The sequence below is a fragment of the Geodermatophilus ruber genome (genome assembly GCF_900114385.1).
Lineage (GTDB): Bacteria > Actinomycetota > Actinomycetes > Mycobacteriales > Geodermatophilaceae > Geodermatophilus > Geodermatophilus ruber.
The window spans coordinates 138,072-157,890 of sequence record NZ_FOSW01000006.1 but is presented as its reverse complement, the minus strand read 5'-3'; the positions used below and the strand labels follow the sequence as shown (position 1 = coordinate 157,890).

Genomic DNA, 19,819 nt, shown 5'->3' with positions numbered 1-19,819 from the left:
CCCGTTCGGTGCCCCGGTCACGAGCGGCGGGGGGCGCTGAGCACGACCATCGACCGGTCCCGGAGGGTGAGCGTCTCACTCGGCTTGAGCTGCACCGGCTCGACCGCACCCATCTCCGCGGTGTCGAGGACGACGGTCCAGGCGCCGGCGTACTCCTCCGAGGGCAGGGTGAACTCGATCGGCTCGTGCGAGGCGTTGAACGCCAGGTAGAAGTGATCGTCGAGGACGGCCTCGCCGCGCTCGTCGGTGGACCGGATGCCGTGCCCGTTGAGGTACATGGCGATCGACTGGGCCCAGCCGGCGTCCCAGTCGTCCTCGGTCATGAGGTCGCCGGACGGCGTCAGCCAGGCGATGTCCGGCACCGGCGCGCCCTCCGGGCGCCGGACCGGCCGGCCGTGGAAGAAGCGGCGGCGGCGGAACGTCGGGTGGTCGGTGCGCAGTTTGGTCACCAGCCGGGCGAACTCCAGCAGCCCCTCGTCGACGTCGGCCCAGTCGATCCAGGTCAGCGGCGAGTCCTGGCAGTAGCCGTTGTTGTTGCCCTGCTGGGTGCGGCCGAGCTCGTCGCCGTGCAGCAGCATCGGCACGCCCTGGCTGAGCATCAGCGTGGCCAGGAAGTTGCGCCGCTGCCGGGCCCGCAGCCCCCGCACCTCGGGGTCGTCGGTCTCGCCCTCGACGCCGCAGTTCCAGCTGCGGTTGTGGCTCTCGCCGTCGTTGTTGCCCTCGCCGTTGGCCTCGTTGTGCTTCTCGTTGTAGGAGACCAGGTCGGTGAGGGTGAAGCCGTCGTGCGCGGTGACGAAGTTGATGCTCGCCACGGGGCGCCGGCCCGAGTGCTGGTAGAGGTCGGAGGAGCCGGTGATCCGGCTGGCGAACTCCCCGACGGTCGCGCTCTCACCGCGCCAGAAGTCGCGGACGGTGTCGCGGTACTTCCCGTTCCACTCGGTCCACAAGGCGGGGAAGTTGCCGACCTGGTAGCCGCCCTCGCCGACGTCCCACGGCTCGGCGATGAGCTTGACCTGGCTGACCACCGGGTCCTGGTGCACCAGGTCGAAGAAGGCCGAGAGCCGGTCGACGGCGTGCAGCTCGCGGGCCAGGGTCGAGGCCAGGTCGAAGCGGAAGCCGTCGACGTGCATCTCGGTGACCCAGTAGCGCAGCGAGTCCATGATCAGCTGCAGGGCCTGCGGGGTGCGGGCGTTGAGCGTGTTCCCGGTGCCCGTGTAGTCCATGTAGTACGTCGGGTCGTCCTCGACCAGCCGGTAGTAGGCCCGGTTGTCGATGCCCTTGAACGACAGCGTCGGGCCCAGGTGGTTGCCCTCGGCGGTGTGGTTGTAGACCACGTCGAGGATGACCTCGATGCCCGCCTCGTGGAGGGCGCGGACCATCCCCTTGAACTCCTGCACCTGCATGCCGTTGTCGGTGCTGCTCGCGTACTCGTCGTGCGGCGCGAAGAACCCGATCGTGTTGTAGCCCCAGTAGTTGCGCAGGTCCTTCTGCTGCAGGGTGTCGTCCTGCACGAACTGGTGCACCGGCATGAGCTCGATGGCGGTGACGCCGAGGTCGGTCAGGTGCGCGACGACCGCCGGGTGGGCGAGGCCGGCGTAGGTGCCCCGCAGCTCCTCCGGGACGTCCGGGTGGGTCATCGTCAGGCCCTTGACGTGGGCCTCGTAGATGACCGTCTTGTGGTACGGGGTCCGCGGCGGGCGGTCCACGCCCCAGTCGAAGTACGGGTTCACGACGACGGACTTCGGCATGTGCGGGGCCGAGTCCTCGTCGTTGCGCTCCCCGGTCTCGAAGTCGTAGCCGAACACCGACGGGTCCCAGTCCACCTGGCCGTCTATCGCCTTGGCGTACGGGTCGAGCAGCAGCTTGCTCGGGTTGCAGCGCAGCCCCTGGGACGGGTCGTAGGGGCCGTGCACGCGGTAGCCGTAGCGCTGGCCGGGCTGGATGCCGGGCAGGAACGCGTGCCAGACGTAGCCGTCCATCTCCGGCAGCCGGATGCGTTCCTCGTTGCCCTCGTCGTCGAACAGGCAGAGCTCGACCTTCTCGGCCACCTCGCTGAAGATCGCGAAGTTCGTGCCGGTGCCGTCGAACGTGGCACCGAGGGGATAGGCGCTGCCGGGCCACACCTGGTTCATCTGGGGGGAGTCCTCCTGCTCGGCGCCCCCGCGGGGCGGGGGCCGGTGGCCTCCGCGCCGCGGGGCGTCGGCAGGGGGCCGGGGCACGTGCTGCCAGGCCCGTTGCCCGACGCCGCAGCCGTCCAACCCTCCCGCGGACGGCGGGGACGGAGATGTCGCTCACCCATTGTGCCCGTGCGCCGTCCCGGGCCGGCGGTCCGAGGACTGCCCGCGACGACGACGCCCCCCGCGGAGAAGACCGCGGGGGGCGTCGTGCGCAGGTCCGGCCGGGGCAGCGGCGCCGGGGTCCGACCTCGCCCGGGCGCCTGCCCGGGTGGCGCTGGTCCTCGGCGCTGACCGCTCCTGCGACCGGGGACGCTAGGGGTGCCGGTCGCCGCGGGGCAAGCACCGGGCGGCCTCGTCCGTCCCGTGCGCCCCGCAGGTACCCGGAAGTCGCAGGGGCGCGGTTCTGTCACATCCCCGTCGTACCGTCGAGGACGTGCGCACGACCAGCGACCTCCGGCCCACTCGTGGGCGCTTCCGCGTCGTCAGCGAGTTCGAGCCCTCCGGCGACCAGCCGGCCGCCATCGCCGCCCTCGCCCAGCGCGTCAAGGCCGGCGAGCAGGACGTCGTCCTGCTCGGCGCCACCGGCACCGGCAAGTCGGCGACCACGGCCTGGCTGATCGAGCAGGTGCAGCGGCCGACGCTGGTCATGGCGCCGAACAAGACCCTGGCCGCCCAGCTGGCCAACGAGTTCCGCGAGCTGATGCCCGACGCCGCGGTCGAGTACTTCGTCTCGTACTACGACTACTACCAGCCCGAGGCCTACGTCCCGCAGACCGACACCTACATCGAGAAGGACTCCTCGATCAACGAGGAGGTCGAGCGGCTGCGGCACTCGGCGACGAACAGCCTGCTCACCCGCCGCGACGTGATCGTGGTGTCCACGGTCTCCTGCATCTACGGCCTGGGCACGCCCGAGGAGTACGTCGACCGGGCGCTGAAGATCAAGGTGGGGGAGGAGCACGACCGCGACGAGCTGCTGCGCACGCTGGTCACCGAGCAGTACACCCGCAACGACCTCGCCTTCACCCGCGGCACCTTCCGGGTCCGCGGCGACACCATCGAGGTCTTCCCGGTCTACGAGGAGCTGGCCGTCCGGATCGAGATGTTCGGCGATGAGGTGGAGCGGCTGTACTACCTGCACCCGCTCACCGGCGAGGTGGTCCGGGAGGTCGACGAGCTGTTCGTCTTCCCGGCCACCCACTACGTCGCCGGCCCGGAGCGGATGGAGCGGGCGATCGCGTCCATCGAGGCCGAGCTCGAGGAGCGCCTGGCCGAGCTGGAGCGGCAGGGCAAGCTGCTGGAGGCGCAGCGGCTGCGCATGCGCACCACCTACGACATCGAGATGATGCGCCAGGTCGGCTTCTGCTCCGGCATCGAGAACTACTCCCGGCACATCGACGGGCGCCCCGCCGGCTCGGCCGGGGCGTGCCTCATCGACTACTTCCCCGACGACTTCCTGCTGGTCATCGACGAGTCGCACGTGACCGTGCCACAGATCGGCGGCATGTACGAGGGCGACATGAGCCGCAAGCGCACGCTGGTCGAGCACGGGTTCCGACTGCCGTCGGCGGTCGACAACCGCCCGCTGAAGTGGGAGGAGTTCACCGACCGGATCGGACAGACGGTCTACCTGTCGGCCACCCCCGGCCCCTACGAGCTGGGGCGCGTGCAGGGCGACGTCGTCGAGCAGGTCATCCGGCCGACCGGCCTGATCGACCCCGAGGTCGTGGTCAAGCCCACCAAGGGCCAGATCGACGACCTGGTGCACGAGATCCGGGTGCGCACCGAGCGCGACGAGCGGGTCCTGGTCACCACGCTGACCAAGAAGATGGCCGAGGACCTCACCGACTACCTGCTCGAGCTCGGCATCAAGGTGCGCTACCTGCACTCGGAGGTCGACACCCTGCGCCGGGTCGAGCTGCTGCGCGAGCTGCGTCAGGGCGAGTACGACGTGCTCGTCGGCATCAACCTGCTGCGCGAGGGCCTCGACCTGCCCGAGGTGTCCCTGGTCGCGATCCTCGACGCCGACAAGGAGGGCTTCCTCCGGTCGGGCACCTCGCTGATCCAGACGATCGGCCGCGCGGCGCGCAACGTCTCCGGTCAGGTGCACATGTACGCCGACAAGGTCACCCCGTCGATGGCCCAGGCGATCGAGGAGACCGCCCGGCGGCGCGAGAAGCAGATGGCCTACAACAAGGAGCGCGGGATCGACCCGCAGCCGCTGCGGAAGAAGATCGTCGACATCCTCGACGGCATCTACCGCGAGGCCGAGGACGCCGAGGCGACGACCGAGCTGATCGGTGGGTCCGGTCGCCAGCAGTCCCGCGGCAAGGCGCCGGTGCCGGGGCTGTCGTCGAAGAAGGCGGGCAAGGCCGGGGCGATCGACGTGCAGGGGCTGCCGCGCAACGAGCTCGCCGACCTCATCGGGCAGCTCAACGAGCAGATGCTGGCCGCCGCCCGCGAGCTGCAGTTCGAGGTGGCCGCCCGGCTGCGCGACGAGCTCGCCGAGCTGAAGAAGGAGCTGCGGCAGCTCGACGCCGCGCACGCCTGACGACCCCCGGCGTGGACACCGGACTGAACATGGCGTGGATCACCCGGCGGCTGGGAACGGTCGGGGTGTCCCGAACGTCAGAGTGTCCGAGACCGCCGGTCGCGACGGTGCGATGACGCACACCCCGCGCCCCGGTGGCTCGGAGTGGAGGGGAGTATCCCCCCGCGGCAGGGTCGTCAGCACGAGGTCCGACCGATCGGTCGGTCGCCTCCGGCCCTGCCGGTCGTGGACCCAGCGGTCCACGGTGGGAGAGACCTCCGGTCACTGACGCTCGCCAGTCTCCGGAGGTATCCCTGCATGGACGTCCCCTTCTGGGTGTGGGCCCTGACGATCGCCGCGATCGTGGGCATGCTCGTGTTCGACTTCGTCGGCCACGTGCGCACGCCCCACGCGCCCACCATCCGTGAGTCCGGCATGTGGTCGGCGGTCTACGTCGGGCTCGCCGTGCTCTTCGGGCTCATCGTGCTGTGGGTCTGGGGCCCCCAGTACGGCGGCGAGTACTTCGCGGGCTTCATCACCGAGAAGAGCCTCTCGGTGGACAACCTGTTCGTCTTCGTCCTCATCATGGCGAGCTTCGCGATACCCCGGGAGCTGCAGCAGAAGGTGCTGCTCCTCGGCATCGCCTTCGCCCTGGTGCTGCGGACGATCTTCATCCTCGTCGGCGCCGCGGCCATCGAGAACTTCAGCTGGATCTTCTACCTCTTCGGCGGCTTCCTCATCTGGACCGCGTGGGCGCAGGCCAGGAGCGGTGGCCACTCGCACGACGAGGAGTTCAAGGAGAACAGCGTCCTCCGGCTCACCCGCCGGGTCGTGCCGACCACCGAGGACTACCACTCGGACAAGCTGGTCGTGAAACTGGCGGGCAAGCGGTACCTCACGCCGCTGGCGATCGCGCTGGTCGCCATCGCCAGCGCCGACATCCTGTTCGCCGTCGACTCGATCCCGGCGATCTTCGGCCTGACCCAGGAGACCTACCTGGTCTTCACCGCCAACGCCTTCGCCCTGCTGGGCCTGCGGCAGCTGTTCTTCCTCATCGACGGCCTGCTCGACCGGCTCGTGTACCTCTCCTACGGCCTCGCGGTCATCCTCGGCTTCATCGGCGTGAAGCTGCTCATCCACGCGCTGCACAAGAACGAGCTGCCGTTCCTCAACGGTGGCGAGCCCGTGACCGTGATCCCCGAGGTGCCCACCGTGCTGTCGCTGGCGGTCATCCTGGTGACCCTGGTCGTGACGACGGTGGCCAGCCTGGCCAAGAACCGTCGGCACGCGGCCCGCGGGGCCGAGGCGGCCACCGGCGCCGGCGACGCGCCTGCCGGTGGCGGTGCGGCCACCGCTGCCGAGGGGCCCGCCGAGCAGGGCTCCGACGCGCCGCCGGCCGCGCGCGGCGGCTCCGCGCACCGGCCCGGCTGATCCGTCCGCGCCGGACCCGACCCCTCACCGGGGCGGGTCCGGCGCGCCCCCGGGCTGCGCGGCAGCGGCCGAGGACGGCCCGTAGAGTCGGGCTCCGTGGAGCTCCCCGTCTGGTTCGAGATCGCGACGTTCGTGGGGCTCACGGTCCTGCTGATCGCGGACCTCGCCATCGTCGCGCGCCGTCCCCACGAGCCCTCCTTCAAGGAGGCGAGCCTCTGGGTCAGCTTCTACGTGGCGCTGGCGCTCGTCTTCGGTGTCGTGCTCTTCGCCGTCACCAACGGCACGTACGCGACGGAGTTCTACGCCGGCTGGCTCACCGAGTACAGCCTCTCGGTGGACAACCTGTTCGTGTTCGTGATCATCATGGCCCGCTTCCGGGTGCCGCGGCACCTGCAGCAGGAGGTCCTGATGGTCGGGATCATCATCGCGCTGGTGCTGCGCGGGGTCTTCATCCTCGCCGGCGCCGCGCTGATCTCGCGGTTCACCTGGGTCTTCTACTTCTTCGGCGCCTTCCTCGTGTACACCGCGATCAACCTGCTGCGGCACCGCGGCGAGGACGAGAACTACGAGGAGAACGCGCTGATCCGGCGGATGCGCCGGGTCCTGCCCATGACCCCGGACTTCCAGGGCAGCAAGATCCGCGTCCTCGAGGGCGGCCGCAAGCTGTGGACGCCGATGATCGTCGTCTTCCTCGCCCTCGGGACGACGGACCTCATCTTCGCCCTCGACAGCATCCCGGCGATCTTCGGGCTCACCCGGGAGCCGTTCATCGTCTTCACCGCGAACGTCTTCGCGCTGATGGGCCTGCGCCAGCTGTACTTCATGCTCGGCGGGCTGCTCAAGCGGCTGGTGTACCTCTCGATCGGCCTGGCCGTGATCCTCGCCTTCATCGGCGTGAAGCTGGTCCTGGAGGCGCTGCACGAGAACACCGTGCCGTTCATCAACGGGGGCGAGCACATCGCCGCCGTCCCGACCATCCCGATCTGGCTGTCGCTCACCGTCATCGTCGGCGTCCTCGCGATCGCCACGATCGCCAGCCTGCTGAAGACCCGCGGCCAGGCCCCCGAGCCCTCGCCCGCGGAGGCCGGGGTCGCCGGGACCGTCGGCGCCCAGGGGCCGGAGGCGCTGGCCGAGGCCGAGCGCCGCGCCGAGCAGCGGGGCGACGAGCGGACGAGCGACCAGGAGCGCAGCCGCCCCTGAGGCGGCAACCCGGCGGGCGCGTCCCGCTGGGTTAGCGTCGCTCATCATGCGCCCGACCGATCTCGCACTGCTCCGCACGCCGGGCGTCCCCACCGTCTCCCCGGACGGCCGCATGGCGGTCGTGGCCGTCGCCCGCCCCGACCTCGAGGCCGACACCTACGCCGGCCAGCTGTGGGCGGTCCCGACCGACGGGTCGGCACCGGCCCGGCCGCTCACTTCCGGCGCCCGGGACAGCGCCCCCGCGTTCTCCCCGGACGGGCGCTGGCTGGCCTTCCTGCGGGCGGAGGAGCCGGGCCGGCCGCAGCTGCACGTGCTGCCCACGTCCGGCGGGGCGCCGCGCCGGCTCACCGCCCACCACCTGGGCGCCGGCGTCCCGGTGTGGAGCCCGGACTCGCGGCGGCTGGCCTACACCGCCCGCGTCCCCGAGCACGGCCGCTACGGCACCGTCGAGGGGGTGGGGCCCGAGGCGGAACCGCCCCGACTGATCACCACCCTGAAGTACCGGCTCGACGACGTGGGCTTCGTCGGCGACCAGCGCAGCCAGGTCTTCGTCCTGGACCTGCCCGAGGACCTCGAGGACGACGGCGTGCCGCTGCCCGAGCCGCTGCAGGTCACCTCCGCCGACGCCGACGCCGCCGAGGTCGTCTGGCACCCGGAGGGCACCGAGCTGGCGTTCGTCTCCGCCCGGCACCCCCGGGCCGACCGCGACCTGGTGCAGGACGTGTTCGCCATCAGCCCCGACGGCACCGGGCTGCGGCAGATCACCGGGTCGCGTGCCCAGTGCAGCCGGCCGGCCTACGACCCGGGCGGGCGGTACCTCTACGTGACGGCGGTCCCGGACCTGGGCCCGGACGGCCTGGACTTCGCCGGCCGCGGCCGCACGCTGTGCCGGGTACCGGCCGCCGGAGGAGAGCTGGAGCCGCTGCTGGGCCCGCGGGAGACCCATCGCGGCGACGAGAACCCGGGCACGGTCGTGACCCCGGAGGGGGTGCTCGTCGGGGTGCAGCGCCGCGGCGCGGTGGAGCTGCTGCGGGTGCCGCTCGACGGCGGGGCGACCGAGGCCCTGGTCGACGGCCCGTTCACCGTCCGCGGCGTCGCCGCCGGCGGCGGCGTGGTCGTGGCCACCGTGGCGCACGACCGGTCGGCGGGGGAGCTGATCGCGATCACCCCCGGCCGGCGCCGGCTGCTCACCGCCTTCGGCCGCCGGCTGGGGGCCACCGGCCGGCTGCACCGGGTGCGGGAGCGGACGGCGCAGGCCCCCGACGGCACCCCGGTGCACGGCTGGGTGACCCTGCCTGCGGGGCCCGGGCCGCACCCGGTGCTGCTGATCGTGCACGGCGGGCCGTTCACCCAGCACGGCTGGAGCCTGCTCGACGAGGTCCAGGTGCACGTGTCGGCCGGGTACGCCGTCCTCCAGTGCAACCCGCGCGGCTCCTCCGGCTACGGCGAGGCGCACGGCCGGGCGGTCAGGGGCGGCTGGGGCGGCGTGGACGCCGACGACGTCCTGGCCTTCCTGGAGGCCGCCCTGGAGGACCCCGCGCTGGACGCCGACCGGGTGGGCATCATGGGCGGCTCCTACGGCGGGTTCCTCACCGCGCTGCTCATCGGCCGGACGACACGCTTCGCCGCCGCGGTCGCCGAGCGGGCGTTCACCGACCCGGTCAGCTTCGTCGGCTCCTCCGACATCGGGTGGTACTTCGCCGACCAGTACCTGGGCGAGGACCTCGGGCGGCTCGCGGCGCAGAGCCCGCTGGCGGAGGCCGCCACGATCACCACCCCCACGCTGGTCATCCACTCCGAGCAGGACCGGCGCTGCCCGGTCGAACAGGGGGCGCGGCTCTACGTGGAGCTCAAGCGCCGCGGCGTCCCCAGCGAGCTGCTGCTGTTCCCCGGCGAGGGGCACGAGCTCTCCCGTTCCGGGCGGCCGCGGCATCGGCTCGCCCGGTTCGAGCACCTGTTGCGCTGGTGGGCCCGGTGGCTGCCCACGCCGCAGAACCCCGGCCCGGGGATGGCCGAGCTGCCGGAGGCGGACCCGCACCCCGAGCCGCTCACCGTCCGCGCCGTCCGGCTCGAGGGCTGAACGCCGGCGGTTCCCGCGAGCCGCCGGGGCTGGCAGGGTGACGCCCAGCCGGATGGAGGGAGGCCCCCGTGGCCGAGCGTCGGATGCCCCGCTGGCCGGAGCTGCGCGAGCTGGTCCGCCCGCGTCGCCTCCCCGGGGACGCGACGGACCGCCGGCTGGCCCGGGCGGCCACCGTCGGGGACCTCCGGGAGATCGCCCGGACGCGCGTCCCGCGGGCGGTGTTCGACTACACCGACGGCGCGGCCGGTGCGGAGATCAGCCTGCGGCGGTCGCGGGAGGCCTTCGCGCGGGTCGAGTTCCGCCCCAGCGTCCTGCGCGACGTCTCCGTCGTCGACCCCACGACGCGGCTGCTCGGCCGCCCGTCGGCGCTGCCGCTGGTGTTCGCGCCCACCGGCTTCACCCGGCTCATGCACGCCGACGGCGAGGTCGGGGTCGGGCGGGTGGCGGAGCGGATCGGCATCCCGCACGCGCTGTCCACCATGGGCACCACGACGATCGAGGCGCTCGCGGAGGCGGCCCCGATGGGCCGCCGGTGGTTCCAGCTCTACCTGTGGCGGGACCGCGAGGCCAGCGCCGCGCTCGTCGAGCGGGCGGCGAAGGCCGGGTACGAGGCCCTCGTGCTGACCGTCGACACCCCGGTGGCCGGCCCGCGGCTGCGCGACGTCCGCAACGGGTTCACCATCCCGCCGGCGCTCACCCTGCGCACCGTGACCAACGCCGCCGTCCACCCGCGCTGGTGGATCGACCTGCTCACCACGGAGCCGCTGGAGTTCGCCTCCCTCCGCTCCTGGGGCGGCACCGTGGCCGAGCTCGCGGACCGGGTCTTCGAGCCCGCGGCGACCCTGGCCGACGTCTCGGCGCTGCGCGAGACCTGGCCGGGCGCGCTGGTCGTCAAGGGCGTGCAGACGGCGGACGACGCCCGGGCGGTCGTGGACGCCGGCGCGGACGCCGTCGTCGTCTCCAACCACGGCGGCCGCCAGCTCGACCGCGCGCCCACACCGCTGGAGGAGCTGCCCGCCGTGGTCCGGGCCGTGGGGGAGCGGGCGGAGGTCTACCTGGACGGCGGCATCCTCGACGGGGCGGACGTCGTCGCCGCGGTGGCCTGCGGCGCCCGCGGCTGCCTGGTCGGCCGGGCCTACCTCTACGGGCTCATGGCCGGCGGCGAGCGGGGCGTGCAGCGGGTCGCCGACATCCTGGCCGGCGAGATCGCCCGGACGCTGCAGCTGCTCGGCGTCCCGTCGGTCGCGGAGCTGACGCCGGACCGGGTCCGGCTGCGGGGCTGACGCGGGCGGCCGTCCACCGGCCCATTGCTCCCGGACCGGGGGGTTCCTAGGGTGCGGCATGGACGTCGTCGAGGTCGTGCCCACCTTCGAGCAGTACGCCTTCACCTTCGGGGGCGTGGCCCCGCTCGGGCGGGTCCGGCCGGGGACGGCGCTGCGGGTGTGGTCCGACGACGCGTTCTGCGGCGCGCTGCAGAAGACCACCGACCTCTCCAGCGAGAAGGTCGACCTGCGCTTCGTCAACCCGCAGACCGGACCCTTCTACGTCGAGGGCGCCGAGCCCGGTGACACCCTCGCGCTGCACTTCGTCGCCATGACGCCGGCGCGGGACTGGGGCGCCTCCGCGGCGATCCCGTTCTTCGGCGGGCTGACCGGCACCGACCGGGTGGCGACCCTGCAGGACCCGCTGCCGGACACCACCTGGATCTACGAGCTGGACCGGGCCCGCAACACGGTCACCTTCGTCGCGCAGCACACCGACCTGCAGATCGACCTGCCGGTGTCGCCGATGCTGGGGACGGTCGGCGTCGCCCCGCCCGGCGGGGAGGTGCGCAGCTCGCTGGTGCCTGAGCGGTTCGGCGGCAACATGGACACCCCGCAGATGCGCCCCGGCGCCACCTGCTTCCTCGGCGTCAACGTCGAGGGCGCGCTGTTCTCCGTGGGGGACGGGCACTACCGCCAGGGCGAGGGTGAGGCCTGCGGCACCGCCGTCGAGGGCGCGATGACGACCACCCTGATCGTCGAGCTGATCAAGGGCGGGGCGCCGCTGTGGCCGCGGATCGAGGACGACACCCACTGGATGACCGTGGGCTCCAGCCGGCCGCTGGAGGACGCCTGGCGGATCGGCCAGGTGGAGCTCGTGCGCTGGTTCGGCGAGCTCTACGGCCTGCACCCCATGGACGCCTACCAGCTGCTCAGCCAGATCACCGAGGTGCCGATCGCCAACGTCGTCGACGCCAACTACAGCGCGGTGGTCAAGGCCCGGAAGTCGCTGCTCCCGCCGGCCACGGCCTTCGGCGGGCTGCACGACGACCTGCGCCGCCGCGCCGCGACCCTGCTCTGACCGACCCGGAGGAACTCCCATGGACCTGCAGCTCACCGGCTCCCGCGTGCTGGTCACCGGCGGCACCCGCGGCATCGGCCGGGCGATCGTCGAGGCATTCGTCGACGAGGGCGCCGTCGTCGAGTTCTGCGCCCGGGACGCCGCGGAGATCGAGGCGACCGAGAAGGCGATCGCCGAGCGGGGCGGGCGGGCCACCGGCGTCCGGCTGGACGTCGCCGACGGCCCCGCGCTCACCGCCTGGGTGGCCGAGGCCGCCGGGCGGCTCGGCGGCCTCGACGCCGTCGTCGCGAACGTCAGCGCGCTGGCGATCCCGGACACCGAGGAGAACTGGCGGCGCTCCTTCGAGGTCGACCTCATGCACACGGTGCGGCTCGCGACGGCCGCGCTCCCGCATCTGGAGGCCGGCGGAAGGGGGTCGATCACCGCGATCTCGAGCGTCTCCGGCCGCGAGGCCGACTTCGCCTCCGGGCCCTACGGGACCATGAAGACGGCGGTCGTCGGCTACATCCAGGGGCTGGCGCTCCAGCTCGCCCCCCGCGGCGTGCGGGCCAACACGGTCTCGCCGGGGAACACCTTCTTCGAGGGCGGTGTCTGGCAGCAGATCCAGCAGGGCGACCCCGAGCTGTACGAGACCGCGCTGGGCCTCAACCCCACCGGCCGCATGGGCCTGCCCGAGGAGATGGCCCGCGCCGTCGTCTTCCTCGCCAGCCCGGTCTCCAGCTTCACGACCGGCACGAACCTGGTGGTGGACGGCGCCCTGACCCGCGGGATCCAGCTCTGATCGGCCCGGCTCCGGCCGGCCGGGATCTGGTCCGGCGCACCGGGGCCCCCTAGCGTTCGCTCATGGCGCTCATCTATCCCATCCAGGCCGACTCGCCCGAGCCGGAGGACGACGCGGACCCCGACTTCGCCGAGCTCGCCGCTGACCTCTCCGACCAGTGGCTGGTCGAGGTGGCCGTGAGCGAGGACGGCGAGGACGGCTGCTTCGGCCCGCTCACCGCCCGGGCCGCGTGGGACCTGGCGGTCAGCATCGACGAGCGCCGTCCGGGGTGGGCGGTGTCGGTGGTCCCGCTGTACGTGCCGGGGACGGCCGAGGAGCTGGTGGCGCTGTTCGAGGAGGAGTAGGGCCGTGTCGTCGGGCGGCGGCCCGGGTCAGCGGGTGTTCCCGGTGTGCCCGAGGGAGTACCGCCCGGGCTGGGGCCACACGCACAACCCGTGCGGGCCCTCGGCGACCGGGATGCGGGCGAGCAGCCGCCCGTCGACGGTGGAGAGCACGTACACCTCGCTGTCGTAGCGCCCCGAGAGCCACAGTTGGCTGCCGTCGGCGGTGACCCCGCCCATGTCGGGGCTCCCGCCGGGGACGGGCCACCGGGTGATCTCCGCCCCGGTCCGGGCGTCGAGCACGCTCACGCTGTGGTCCAGCCGGTTGGACACGTAGAGCTGCCCGGCGTCGCGGCTGAGGTACAGCCCGTGCGCCCCGGCACCGGTGGGGATCTCGCCGATGACCCGGGTGGCCGCGCCGTCGAGGACCCAGAGGCCGCCCTGGTCGGAGTCCGCGACGTAGAAGCGCGAGCCGTCCGGCGCCAGCCTGACGTCCTGCGGGCCCATGTGCGTGTGGCGCACCGGCATGTCGATCATGCGGAGCAGGGTGCGGGCGGCGACGTCGACCACGGCCACGCTGCCGGCCCGTTCGCAGGTGAAGACGCCGATCCGGCCGTCGAGGGTGAAGTCCGCGTGGTCCACCCCGGCGCAGTCGGGCACCGCCAGACGGCCCTGCTCGGCCCAGCTGTGCGGGTCGTAGAAGACCAGCGCCCGGTGGTCCCACGCCACGGAGATCGCCGCGCCGCCGTCGGGCGTGAAGTACATGTTGTACGGGTCGACGACCGGGATCCGCGCGCCCGGCCGGCCGGTGCGGGGGTCGATCGGCGTGACGGTGTCGCCGACGTCGTCGGTGGCGTACAGCGTCCGCATGTCGTAGGAGGGCACGACGTGCTGGACCTCGTCGCCGGCCGGGAACCGGTCCACGACGGCGAACGTCGCCGGGTCGATGACCCAGACCTCCCCGCTGTTGTGCGGCACGTAGACCAGCGGGCGGGCCGCCCGGGCGGTCGGCGCCAGCATCCCGGCGCCGGCGGCGGCGTAGACGTTGCCGGGATCGGTCACCGGGGGCATGCCGGGCAGATCGTCCCCGGCGGCGCCGGGCACCGCCCCCTCCGCGGACGGCGGTGCGGCCGTGGGTGCGGTGGTGCCGGAGGGCCCGGCGTGCTGCGCGTGCCCGGTCTGCCCGGATGTGCAGCCGGCCAGCAGCGCGACCGCGGTGCCGATGCACACGAGCCCGGGGCGCACGTCCCGGAGGCTACGGCGCGCACCCCGCCGGGGGCCGGCGCGCCGACGTCACCCCGGGGCCGGCTCACCAGCCCCGGGCGCGCCACTCCCCGAGGTGCGGGCGCTCGGTGCCGAGCGTGGTGTCCTTGCCGTGGCCGGGGTAGACCCAGGTGTCGTCCGGCAGGGCGCCGAACAAGCGGGCCTCGACGTCGTCGACGAGGCTGGCGAAGCGCTGCGGGTCCTGCTGGGTGTTGCCGACGCCGCCGGGGAACAGGCTGTCGCCGGTGAACACGTGCGTGCCCGCGTCGCCCGGCCCGCGCCAGACCAGCGCGATGCTGCCCGGCGTGTGCCCGCGCAGGTGGATGACCTCGAGGGTCTGCTCGCCGACGGTCACGGTGTCCCCGTGCTCCACCGGCCGCTGGACGGGGACCGGCAGGTCGCCGGCGTCCGCAGGGTGGGCGACGGTCGTCGCGCCGGTCGCGGTCACCACGTCGGGGAGGGCCCGGTGGTGGTCCCAGTGCCCGTGGGTGGTGACGACCGTGCGCAGGTCGGCGTCGCCGATCAGGCCGCGCAGGGCCGCGGGGTCGGCCGCCGCATCGACGAGCAGCGCCTCCCCGGTCGCCGTGCACTGCAGCAGGTAGGCGTTGTTGGCCATGTCGCTGACCGCCAGCTTGCTGATGATCAGCCCCGGCAGCTCCCGGACGTCGGCGGGGCCACCCACCTCGACGTCGCCGGTGTAGGTTCCCGCGCTCATCCTGAGCCTCCGTTCGAGATGTGTCGGCAGCCGCGGTTACGGTCCAGGCATGGACGCTAGCGGAGGTGCCGCAGCCGGTCAGATCGTCGGCCTCCCCGCGACGGAGCTGGCCGCGCGGGTGCGCGCGGGGGAGCTGACGGCGGTCGAGGTGGTGCGCGCGCACCTCGCGCACATCGACGCGGTGGAGGCCCGGATCGGCGCCTTCCGTGTCGTGCGCCGCGAGGCCGCGCTGGAAGAGGCCGCCGCCGTCGACGCCGCCCCCGACCGCGCCGCGCTGCCGCTGGCCGGGGTGCCGATCGCGGTCAAGGACAACGTCGACGTGGCCGGGGAGGTCTGCACCGACGGCTCGCCGGCCTGCCCGAGCCGGGTGGCGAGCGAGGACCACGCCGTGGTCGCCCGGCTGCGCGCCGCCGGCGCGGTCGTCGTCGGCATCACCCGCGCTCCCGAGCTGTGCCTGTACGCCGCCACCGACGGCCCGGGCGCGGTGAGCCGCAACCCGTGGGACACCGCCCGCTCCCCGGCGGGCAGCTCCGGCGGCAGCGCCGCGGCGGTGGCCTCCGGGGCGGTCCCGCTCGCGCACGGCAACGACGGCATGGGCTCCCTGCGCCTGCCGGCCGCCGCCTGCGGGCTGGTCACCCTCAAGCCCGGGCGCGGCGTCGTGCCGGCGGGGATCGGCGCCGACGACTGGTCCGGCATGGCGGTGAACGGTGCACTGGCCACCACCGTCGCCGATCTGGCGCTGGCCCACGCGCTCCTGGCCGGGCAGGAACCGGCGGCGCCGGCCCCGCCCGGGCGGCCGCTGCGCATCGCCGTCTCGACCCGCTCGCCGGTGCCCGGGGTGCGGGCCGACGGCCCGGCGCGGGCCGCGGTGGACGCCGTGGCCGCCACGCTGGCCGCCGCCGGGCACACCGTCGTCCGGCGTGATCCGCCGATCACCCCCGGCGCGGCGGCCGGGGCGCTCACCCGCTGGATGGCCGGCGCCGCCGACGACGCCGAGCACCTCGGGATCGCCCTGCACGACCTGCAGCCCCGCAGCCGCACCCACGCCCGCATCGGGCGTGCGGTCCGCGCGGCCGGCCTGGTGCGGCCGCGCACCGCCGAGCGCTTCCGGGAGCGCATGGTCGCCTTCTTCGCAGGAGCCAGTTCGGCCTCCCCGCAGGGTTCCGCTCCGAGCGTGCGAGGAGTGGGGGGCGGGGAGGTCCTTGATCTGCTGCTCACCCCGGTGACCACGGGGCCGCCGCTGCCGGCGCGCCCCTGGCACGAGCGGTCCTTCCTGGCCAACGTCACCGCCAACGCCCGCTGGGCGCCGTGGACCGCGGCCTGGAACCTGGCCGGATTGCCGGCCCTGGTGCTGCCCGCGGGCACCCGGCGCGAGGGGCACCCCCTGGCCGTCCAGTTCGTCGGGGGCCCGGGTGCCGAGGAGCGACTACTCTGGATCGCAGGAGAACTGGAGCGGCGGCGGCCATGGCGCCGGTACGCGCCGGTCTTCGACCCCACCGCACAGCCGGCCCCCGTACCCGCCTGAGCAGCGCCGGCACCGGTACCGCCGCGGCCGGTGCACGGCGCGCCCGGGCCGGCGCCGCCCCGCACACGCAGCACCACACGGCATGACCGCACGGCCTGACCTCACGGCTTGGCCTCCACCGAGCACTCGACCGACAGGGAACACATGGATCGCCTCGTCGTCCGCGGCGCCCGCGAGCACAACCTCAAGGACGTCCACCTCGACCTGCCCCGCGACGCGCTGATCGTCTTCACGGGGCTGTCCGGCTCGGGCAAGTCCAGCCTCGCCTTCGACACGATCTTCGCCGAGGGGCAGCGCCGGTACGTCGAGTCGCTGTCGGCGTACGCCCGGCAGTTCCTCGGCCAGATGGACAAGCCCGACGTCGACTTCATCGAGGGCCTGAGCCCCGCGGTGTCGATCGACCAGAAGTCGACCAACCGCAACCCGCGGTCGACCGTCGGCACCATCACCGAGGTCTACGACTACCTCCGGCTGCTCTACGCCCGCGCCGGGCAGCCGCACTGCCCCAACTGCGGCAAGCCGATCTCCCGGCAGACCCCGCAGCAGATCGTCGACCAGGTGCTGAGCATGGAGGAGGGCACCCGGTTCCAGGTGCTCGCCCCCGTCGTCCGGGCCCGCAAGGGCGAGTACGTCGACCTGTTCAGCTCGCTGCAGACCCAGGGCTTCTCCCGCGTCCGGGTCGACGGCGTGGTGCACCCGCTCACCGAGCCGCCGAAGCTCAAGAAGCAGGAGAAGCACACGATCGAGGTGATCGTGGACCGGCTGACGGTCAAGGAGAGCGCCAAGCGCCGCCTGACCGACTCGATCGAGACCGCGCTGGGCCTGGCCGGCGGCCTGGTCGTCCTGGACTTCGTCGATCTGGCCGAGGACGACCCGGAGCGCGAGCGCACCTTCTCCGAGCACCTCGCCTGCGTCGACGACGGGCTGTCGTTCGAGGCGCTCGAGCCGCGGTCGTTCTCGTTCAACTCGCCCTTCGGCGCCTGCCCGGAGTGCACCGGGATCGGCACCCGCAAGGAGGTCGACCCCGAACTCGTCGTGCCCGACCCGGGGAAGAGCCTGGCAGCGGGTGCCATCGCCCCGTGGGCGAGCTCGATGAGCAACGAGTACTTCACCCGGCTGCTCACCGGCCTCTCCCAGCAGCTCGGGTTCTCGATGGACGACCCGTGGGAGCGGCTTCCGGCCAAGGCGCAGAAGGCGATCCTGCACGGTTCCCCGGACCAGGTGCACGTCCGCTACAAGAACCGCTACGGCCGCGAGCGCAGCTATTACGCCGCGTTCGAGGGCGTCCTGCCGTTCCTGGAACGCCGGCACGAGGACACCGACAGCGACTACATGCGGGACAAGTACGAGGGCTACATGCGCGATGTGGCCTGTCCCGTCTGCCACGGCACCCGGCTCAAGCCGGAGATCCTCGCGGTCAAGCTCAACGGCCGGTCGATCGCCGAGGTCACCAACCTGTCCATCGGCGAGGCGTCCCACCTGCTGGGTTCCCTGGAGCTGGGGGAGCGTGAGCGGGCGATCGCCGACCGCGTGCTCCGCGAGATCCAGGCGCGGCTGTCCTTCCTCGTCGACGTCGGGCTGGACTACCTCTCCCTCGACCGGCCGGCGGCCACCCTCGCCGGCGGTGAGGCGCAGCGCATCCGGCTGGCCACCCAGATCGGCTCGGGGCTGGTCGGCGTGCTCTACGTCCTCGACGAGCCGTCGATCGGGCTGCACCAGCGGGACAACACCCGGCTGATCGAGACGCTGGTCCGGCTGCGCGACATGGGCAACACGCTGATCGTCGTCGAGCACGACGAGGACACGATCAAGACCGCCGACTGGGTCGTCGACATCGGCCCCGGTGCCGGCGAGCACGGCGGTGAGGTCGTGGTGAGCGGGACGGTCGAGGAGCTGCTGGCCAGCGAGCGGTCCCTCACCGGGCAGTACCTGTCCGGGCGCAAGGAGATCGCCGTCCCGCAGGTGCGCCGCGAGCCGACCCCCGGTCGCGAGCTGGTCGTCAAGGGCGCCCGCGAGCACAACCTCAAGGGCGTGGACGTCACCTTCCCGCTGGGCATGCTGGTCGCGGTCACCGGCGTCTCCGGCTCCGGCAAGTCCACCCTGGTCAACGACATCCTGTACACGACGCTGGCCAACGAGCTGAACCGCGCACGCCTGGTGCCCGGCCGGCACCGGACGATCACCGGGCTGGATCAGCTGGACAAGGTGGTCCACGTCGACCAGTCGCCGATCGGCCGCACCCCGCGGTCCAACCCGGCCACCTACACCGGGGTGTGGGACCACGTCCGCAAGCTGTTCGCCAGCACGACCGAGGCGAAGATGCGCGGCTATTTGCCCGGGCGCTTCTCGTTCAACGTCAAGGGCGGCCGCTGCGAGGCGTGCTCCGGCGACGGCACGCTCAAGATCGAGATGAACTTCCTGCCCGACGTGTACGTCCCCTGCGAGGTGTGCAAGGGCGCCCGGTTCAACCGGGAGACCCTCGAGGTGCACTACAAGGGGAAGACCGTCGCCGAGGTCCTGGACATGCCGATCGAGGAGGCGGCCGAGTTCTTCGCCGCCATCCCGGCGATCGCCCGGTACCTGCGCACCCTCACCGACGTCGGGTTGGGCTACGTGCGGCTCGGGCAGCCGGCGACCACCCTCTCCGGCGGTGAGGCGCAGCGGGTCAAGCTGGCCAGCGAGCTGCAGAAGCGGTCCAACGGCCGCAGCATCTACGTGCTCGACGAGCCCACCACCGGGCTGCACTTCGAGGACATCCGCAAGCTGCTGCTGGTGCTCCAGGGCCTGGTCGACAAGGGCAACTCGGTCGTCGTCATCGAGCACAACCTGGACGTGATCAAGAGCGCCGACTGGCTCATCGACATGGGGCCGGAGGGCGGCTTCCGCGGCGGCACGGTCGTGGCCGAGGGGCCGCCGGAGTTCGTCGCGACCGTCCCGGAGAGCCACACCGGCCGGTACCTGGCGAGGATGCTCGACGCCGAGGCGGTGGCGGCCGCCGCCGCCCCGAAGAAGCGGGCCCGCAAGAAGGCCAGCTGACGCGACGCACCGACGACGGCCACTCCCGCACTTGTACGGGGAGTGGCCGTCGCCGTACCGTCGGTGTGACGAGGGTCACGCCGACGCCGTCGGTGTGATCGGGGTCCGCCGAGGAGGAGCTGCGCATGGGCGCTGTCCTGCACCAGACCGGCAGCCGGCGATGAGCGCGCTCACGCCCGACTGCGACCCGGACCTGTCGATCTGCGGTTCCCCGCTCGGCGGCGGGGCCAGCGGTCCTCCACGGGTGCGGACCACCCTGGTGCTGCTCGCCGCGCTCGCCGCGTCCCTGCTCGTCCTCGGTGGTGCGGCGGTGCCGGGCGTCGTGGCCGTCCTCGCCGGCGGGGTCGCCCTCGTGTCCGCGCTGGCTCTGGTGCGCCGCGCGGTCCGGATGGCCCGCCGGGCCCGGCTCGCGGGCTGA

At 73.1% G+C, this 19,819-nt stretch carries 14 protein-coding genes; 11 read left to right on the top strand and 3 right to left on the bottom strand.

The features are described from left to right. Window positions 1-17: 17 nt before the first annotated feature. A complete protein-coding gene (gene glgX, locus BMZ50_RS11710) occupies window positions 18-2,132 on the bottom strand; it encodes a glycogen debranching protein GlgX (RefSeq protein ID WP_091324513.1) in 2,115 nt (704 codons plus the stop codon). A gap of 478 nt (window positions 2,133-2,610) precedes the next feature. On the opposite strand from glgX, the gene uvrB reads away from it, so the two are divergent. The 8 genes from uvrB (at window position 2,611) to BMZ50_RS11670 (ending at window position 12,886) form a co-directional block, all read left to right on the top strand. Beyond that, window positions 2,611-4,728, top strand: coding sequence for an excinuclease ABC subunit UvrB (gene uvrB / locus BMZ50_RS11705; RefSeq protein ID WP_091324511.1), 2,118 nt, complete (start codon window positions 2,611-2,613; stop codon window positions 4,726-4,728). Between the two features lie 297 nt (window positions 4,729-5,025). Then, the gene (locus tag BMZ50_RS11700) at window positions 5,026-6,138 is read left to right on the top strand and encodes a TerC family protein (protein WP_091324509.1); all 1,113 of its coding nucleotides are present in this window, start codon (window positions 5,026-5,028) and stop codon (window positions 6,136-6,138) included. Between the two features lie 96 nt (window positions 6,139-6,234). Next, window positions 6,235-7,338 (top strand): TerC family protein, encoded by a 1,104-nt coding sequence (locus tag BMZ50_RS11695; protein WP_091324507.1) that lies wholly within the window; start codon window positions 6,235-6,237, stop codon window positions 7,336-7,338. Between the two features lie 46 nt (window positions 7,339-7,384). Then, a complete protein-coding gene (locus BMZ50_RS11690) occupies window positions 7,385-9,418 on the top strand; it encodes a S9 family peptidase (RefSeq protein ID WP_091324504.1) in 2,034 nt (677 codons plus the stop codon). Window positions 9,419-9,486: 68 nt separating this feature from the next. After that, entirely contained in the window at window positions 9,487-10,701 is a 1,215-nt protein-coding gene (locus tag BMZ50_RS11685; protein WP_091324502.1) for an alpha-hydroxy acid oxidase, read from the top strand. 58 nt (window positions 10,702-10,759) lie between these two features. Further along, entirely contained in the window at window positions 10,760-11,761 is a 1,002-nt protein-coding gene (locus BMZ50_RS11680; protein WP_091324500.1) for an acetamidase/formamidase family protein, read from the top strand. Window positions 11,762-11,780: 19 nt separating this feature from the next. Further along, on the top strand, window positions 11,781-12,542 hold the full coding sequence (locus tag BMZ50_RS11675) for an SDR family NAD(P)-dependent oxidoreductase (protein WP_091324498.1): 762 nt from the start codon (window positions 11,781-11,783) through the stop codon (window positions 12,540-12,542). Between the two features lie 62 nt (window positions 12,543-12,604). Then, window positions 12,605-12,886: a hypothetical protein gene (locus tag BMZ50_RS11670; RefSeq protein WP_091324496.1), complete on the top strand. Its 282-nt coding sequence runs from the start codon at window positions 12,605-12,607 to the stop codon at window positions 12,884-12,886. A 27-nt stretch (window positions 12,887-12,913) separates the two neighbouring features. On the opposite strand, the gene BMZ50_RS11665 is transcribed toward BMZ50_RS11670, so the two are convergent. Both BMZ50_RS11665 and BMZ50_RS11660 read right to left on the bottom strand, forming a co-directional pair. Next, complete coding sequence (locus BMZ50_RS11665) at window positions 12,914-14,107, bottom strand: YVTN family beta-propeller repeat protein (RefSeq protein ID WP_091324493.1); 1,194 nt, start codon at window positions 14,105-14,107, stop codon at window positions 12,914-12,916. A gap of 64 nt (window positions 14,108-14,171) precedes the next feature. Further along, window positions 14,172-14,840, bottom strand: a complete 669-nt coding sequence (locus tag BMZ50_RS11660) for an MBL fold metallo-hydrolase (protein WP_091324491.1) — start codon at window positions 14,838-14,840, stop codon at window positions 14,172-14,174. Window positions 14,841-14,889: 49 nt separating this feature from the next. Here BMZ50_RS11660 and BMZ50_RS11655 point away from each other — a divergent pair, with 49 nt between their 5' ends. The 3 genes from BMZ50_RS11655 to BMZ50_RS11645 all read left to right on the top strand — a co-directional run bounded on the left by BMZ50_RS11655 (window position 14,890) and on the right by BMZ50_RS11645 (window position 19,819). Continuing rightward, window positions 14,890-16,365 (top strand): amidase, encoded by a 1,476-nt coding sequence (locus BMZ50_RS11655; protein ID WP_091324489.1) that lies wholly within the window; start codon window positions 14,890-14,892, stop codon window positions 16,363-16,365. Between the two features lie 144 nt (window positions 16,366-16,509). Continuing rightward, complete coding sequence (uvrA, locus tag BMZ50_RS11650; protein ID WP_091324487.1) at window positions 16,510-19,401, top strand: excinuclease ABC subunit UvrA; 2,892 nt, start codon at window positions 16,510-16,512, stop codon at window positions 19,399-19,401. Between the two features lie 160 nt (window positions 19,402-19,561). Continuing rightward, window positions 19,562-19,819, top strand: coding sequence for a hypothetical protein (locus tag BMZ50_RS11645; protein ID WP_091324485.1), 258 nt, complete (start codon window positions 19,562-19,564; stop codon window positions 19,817-19,819).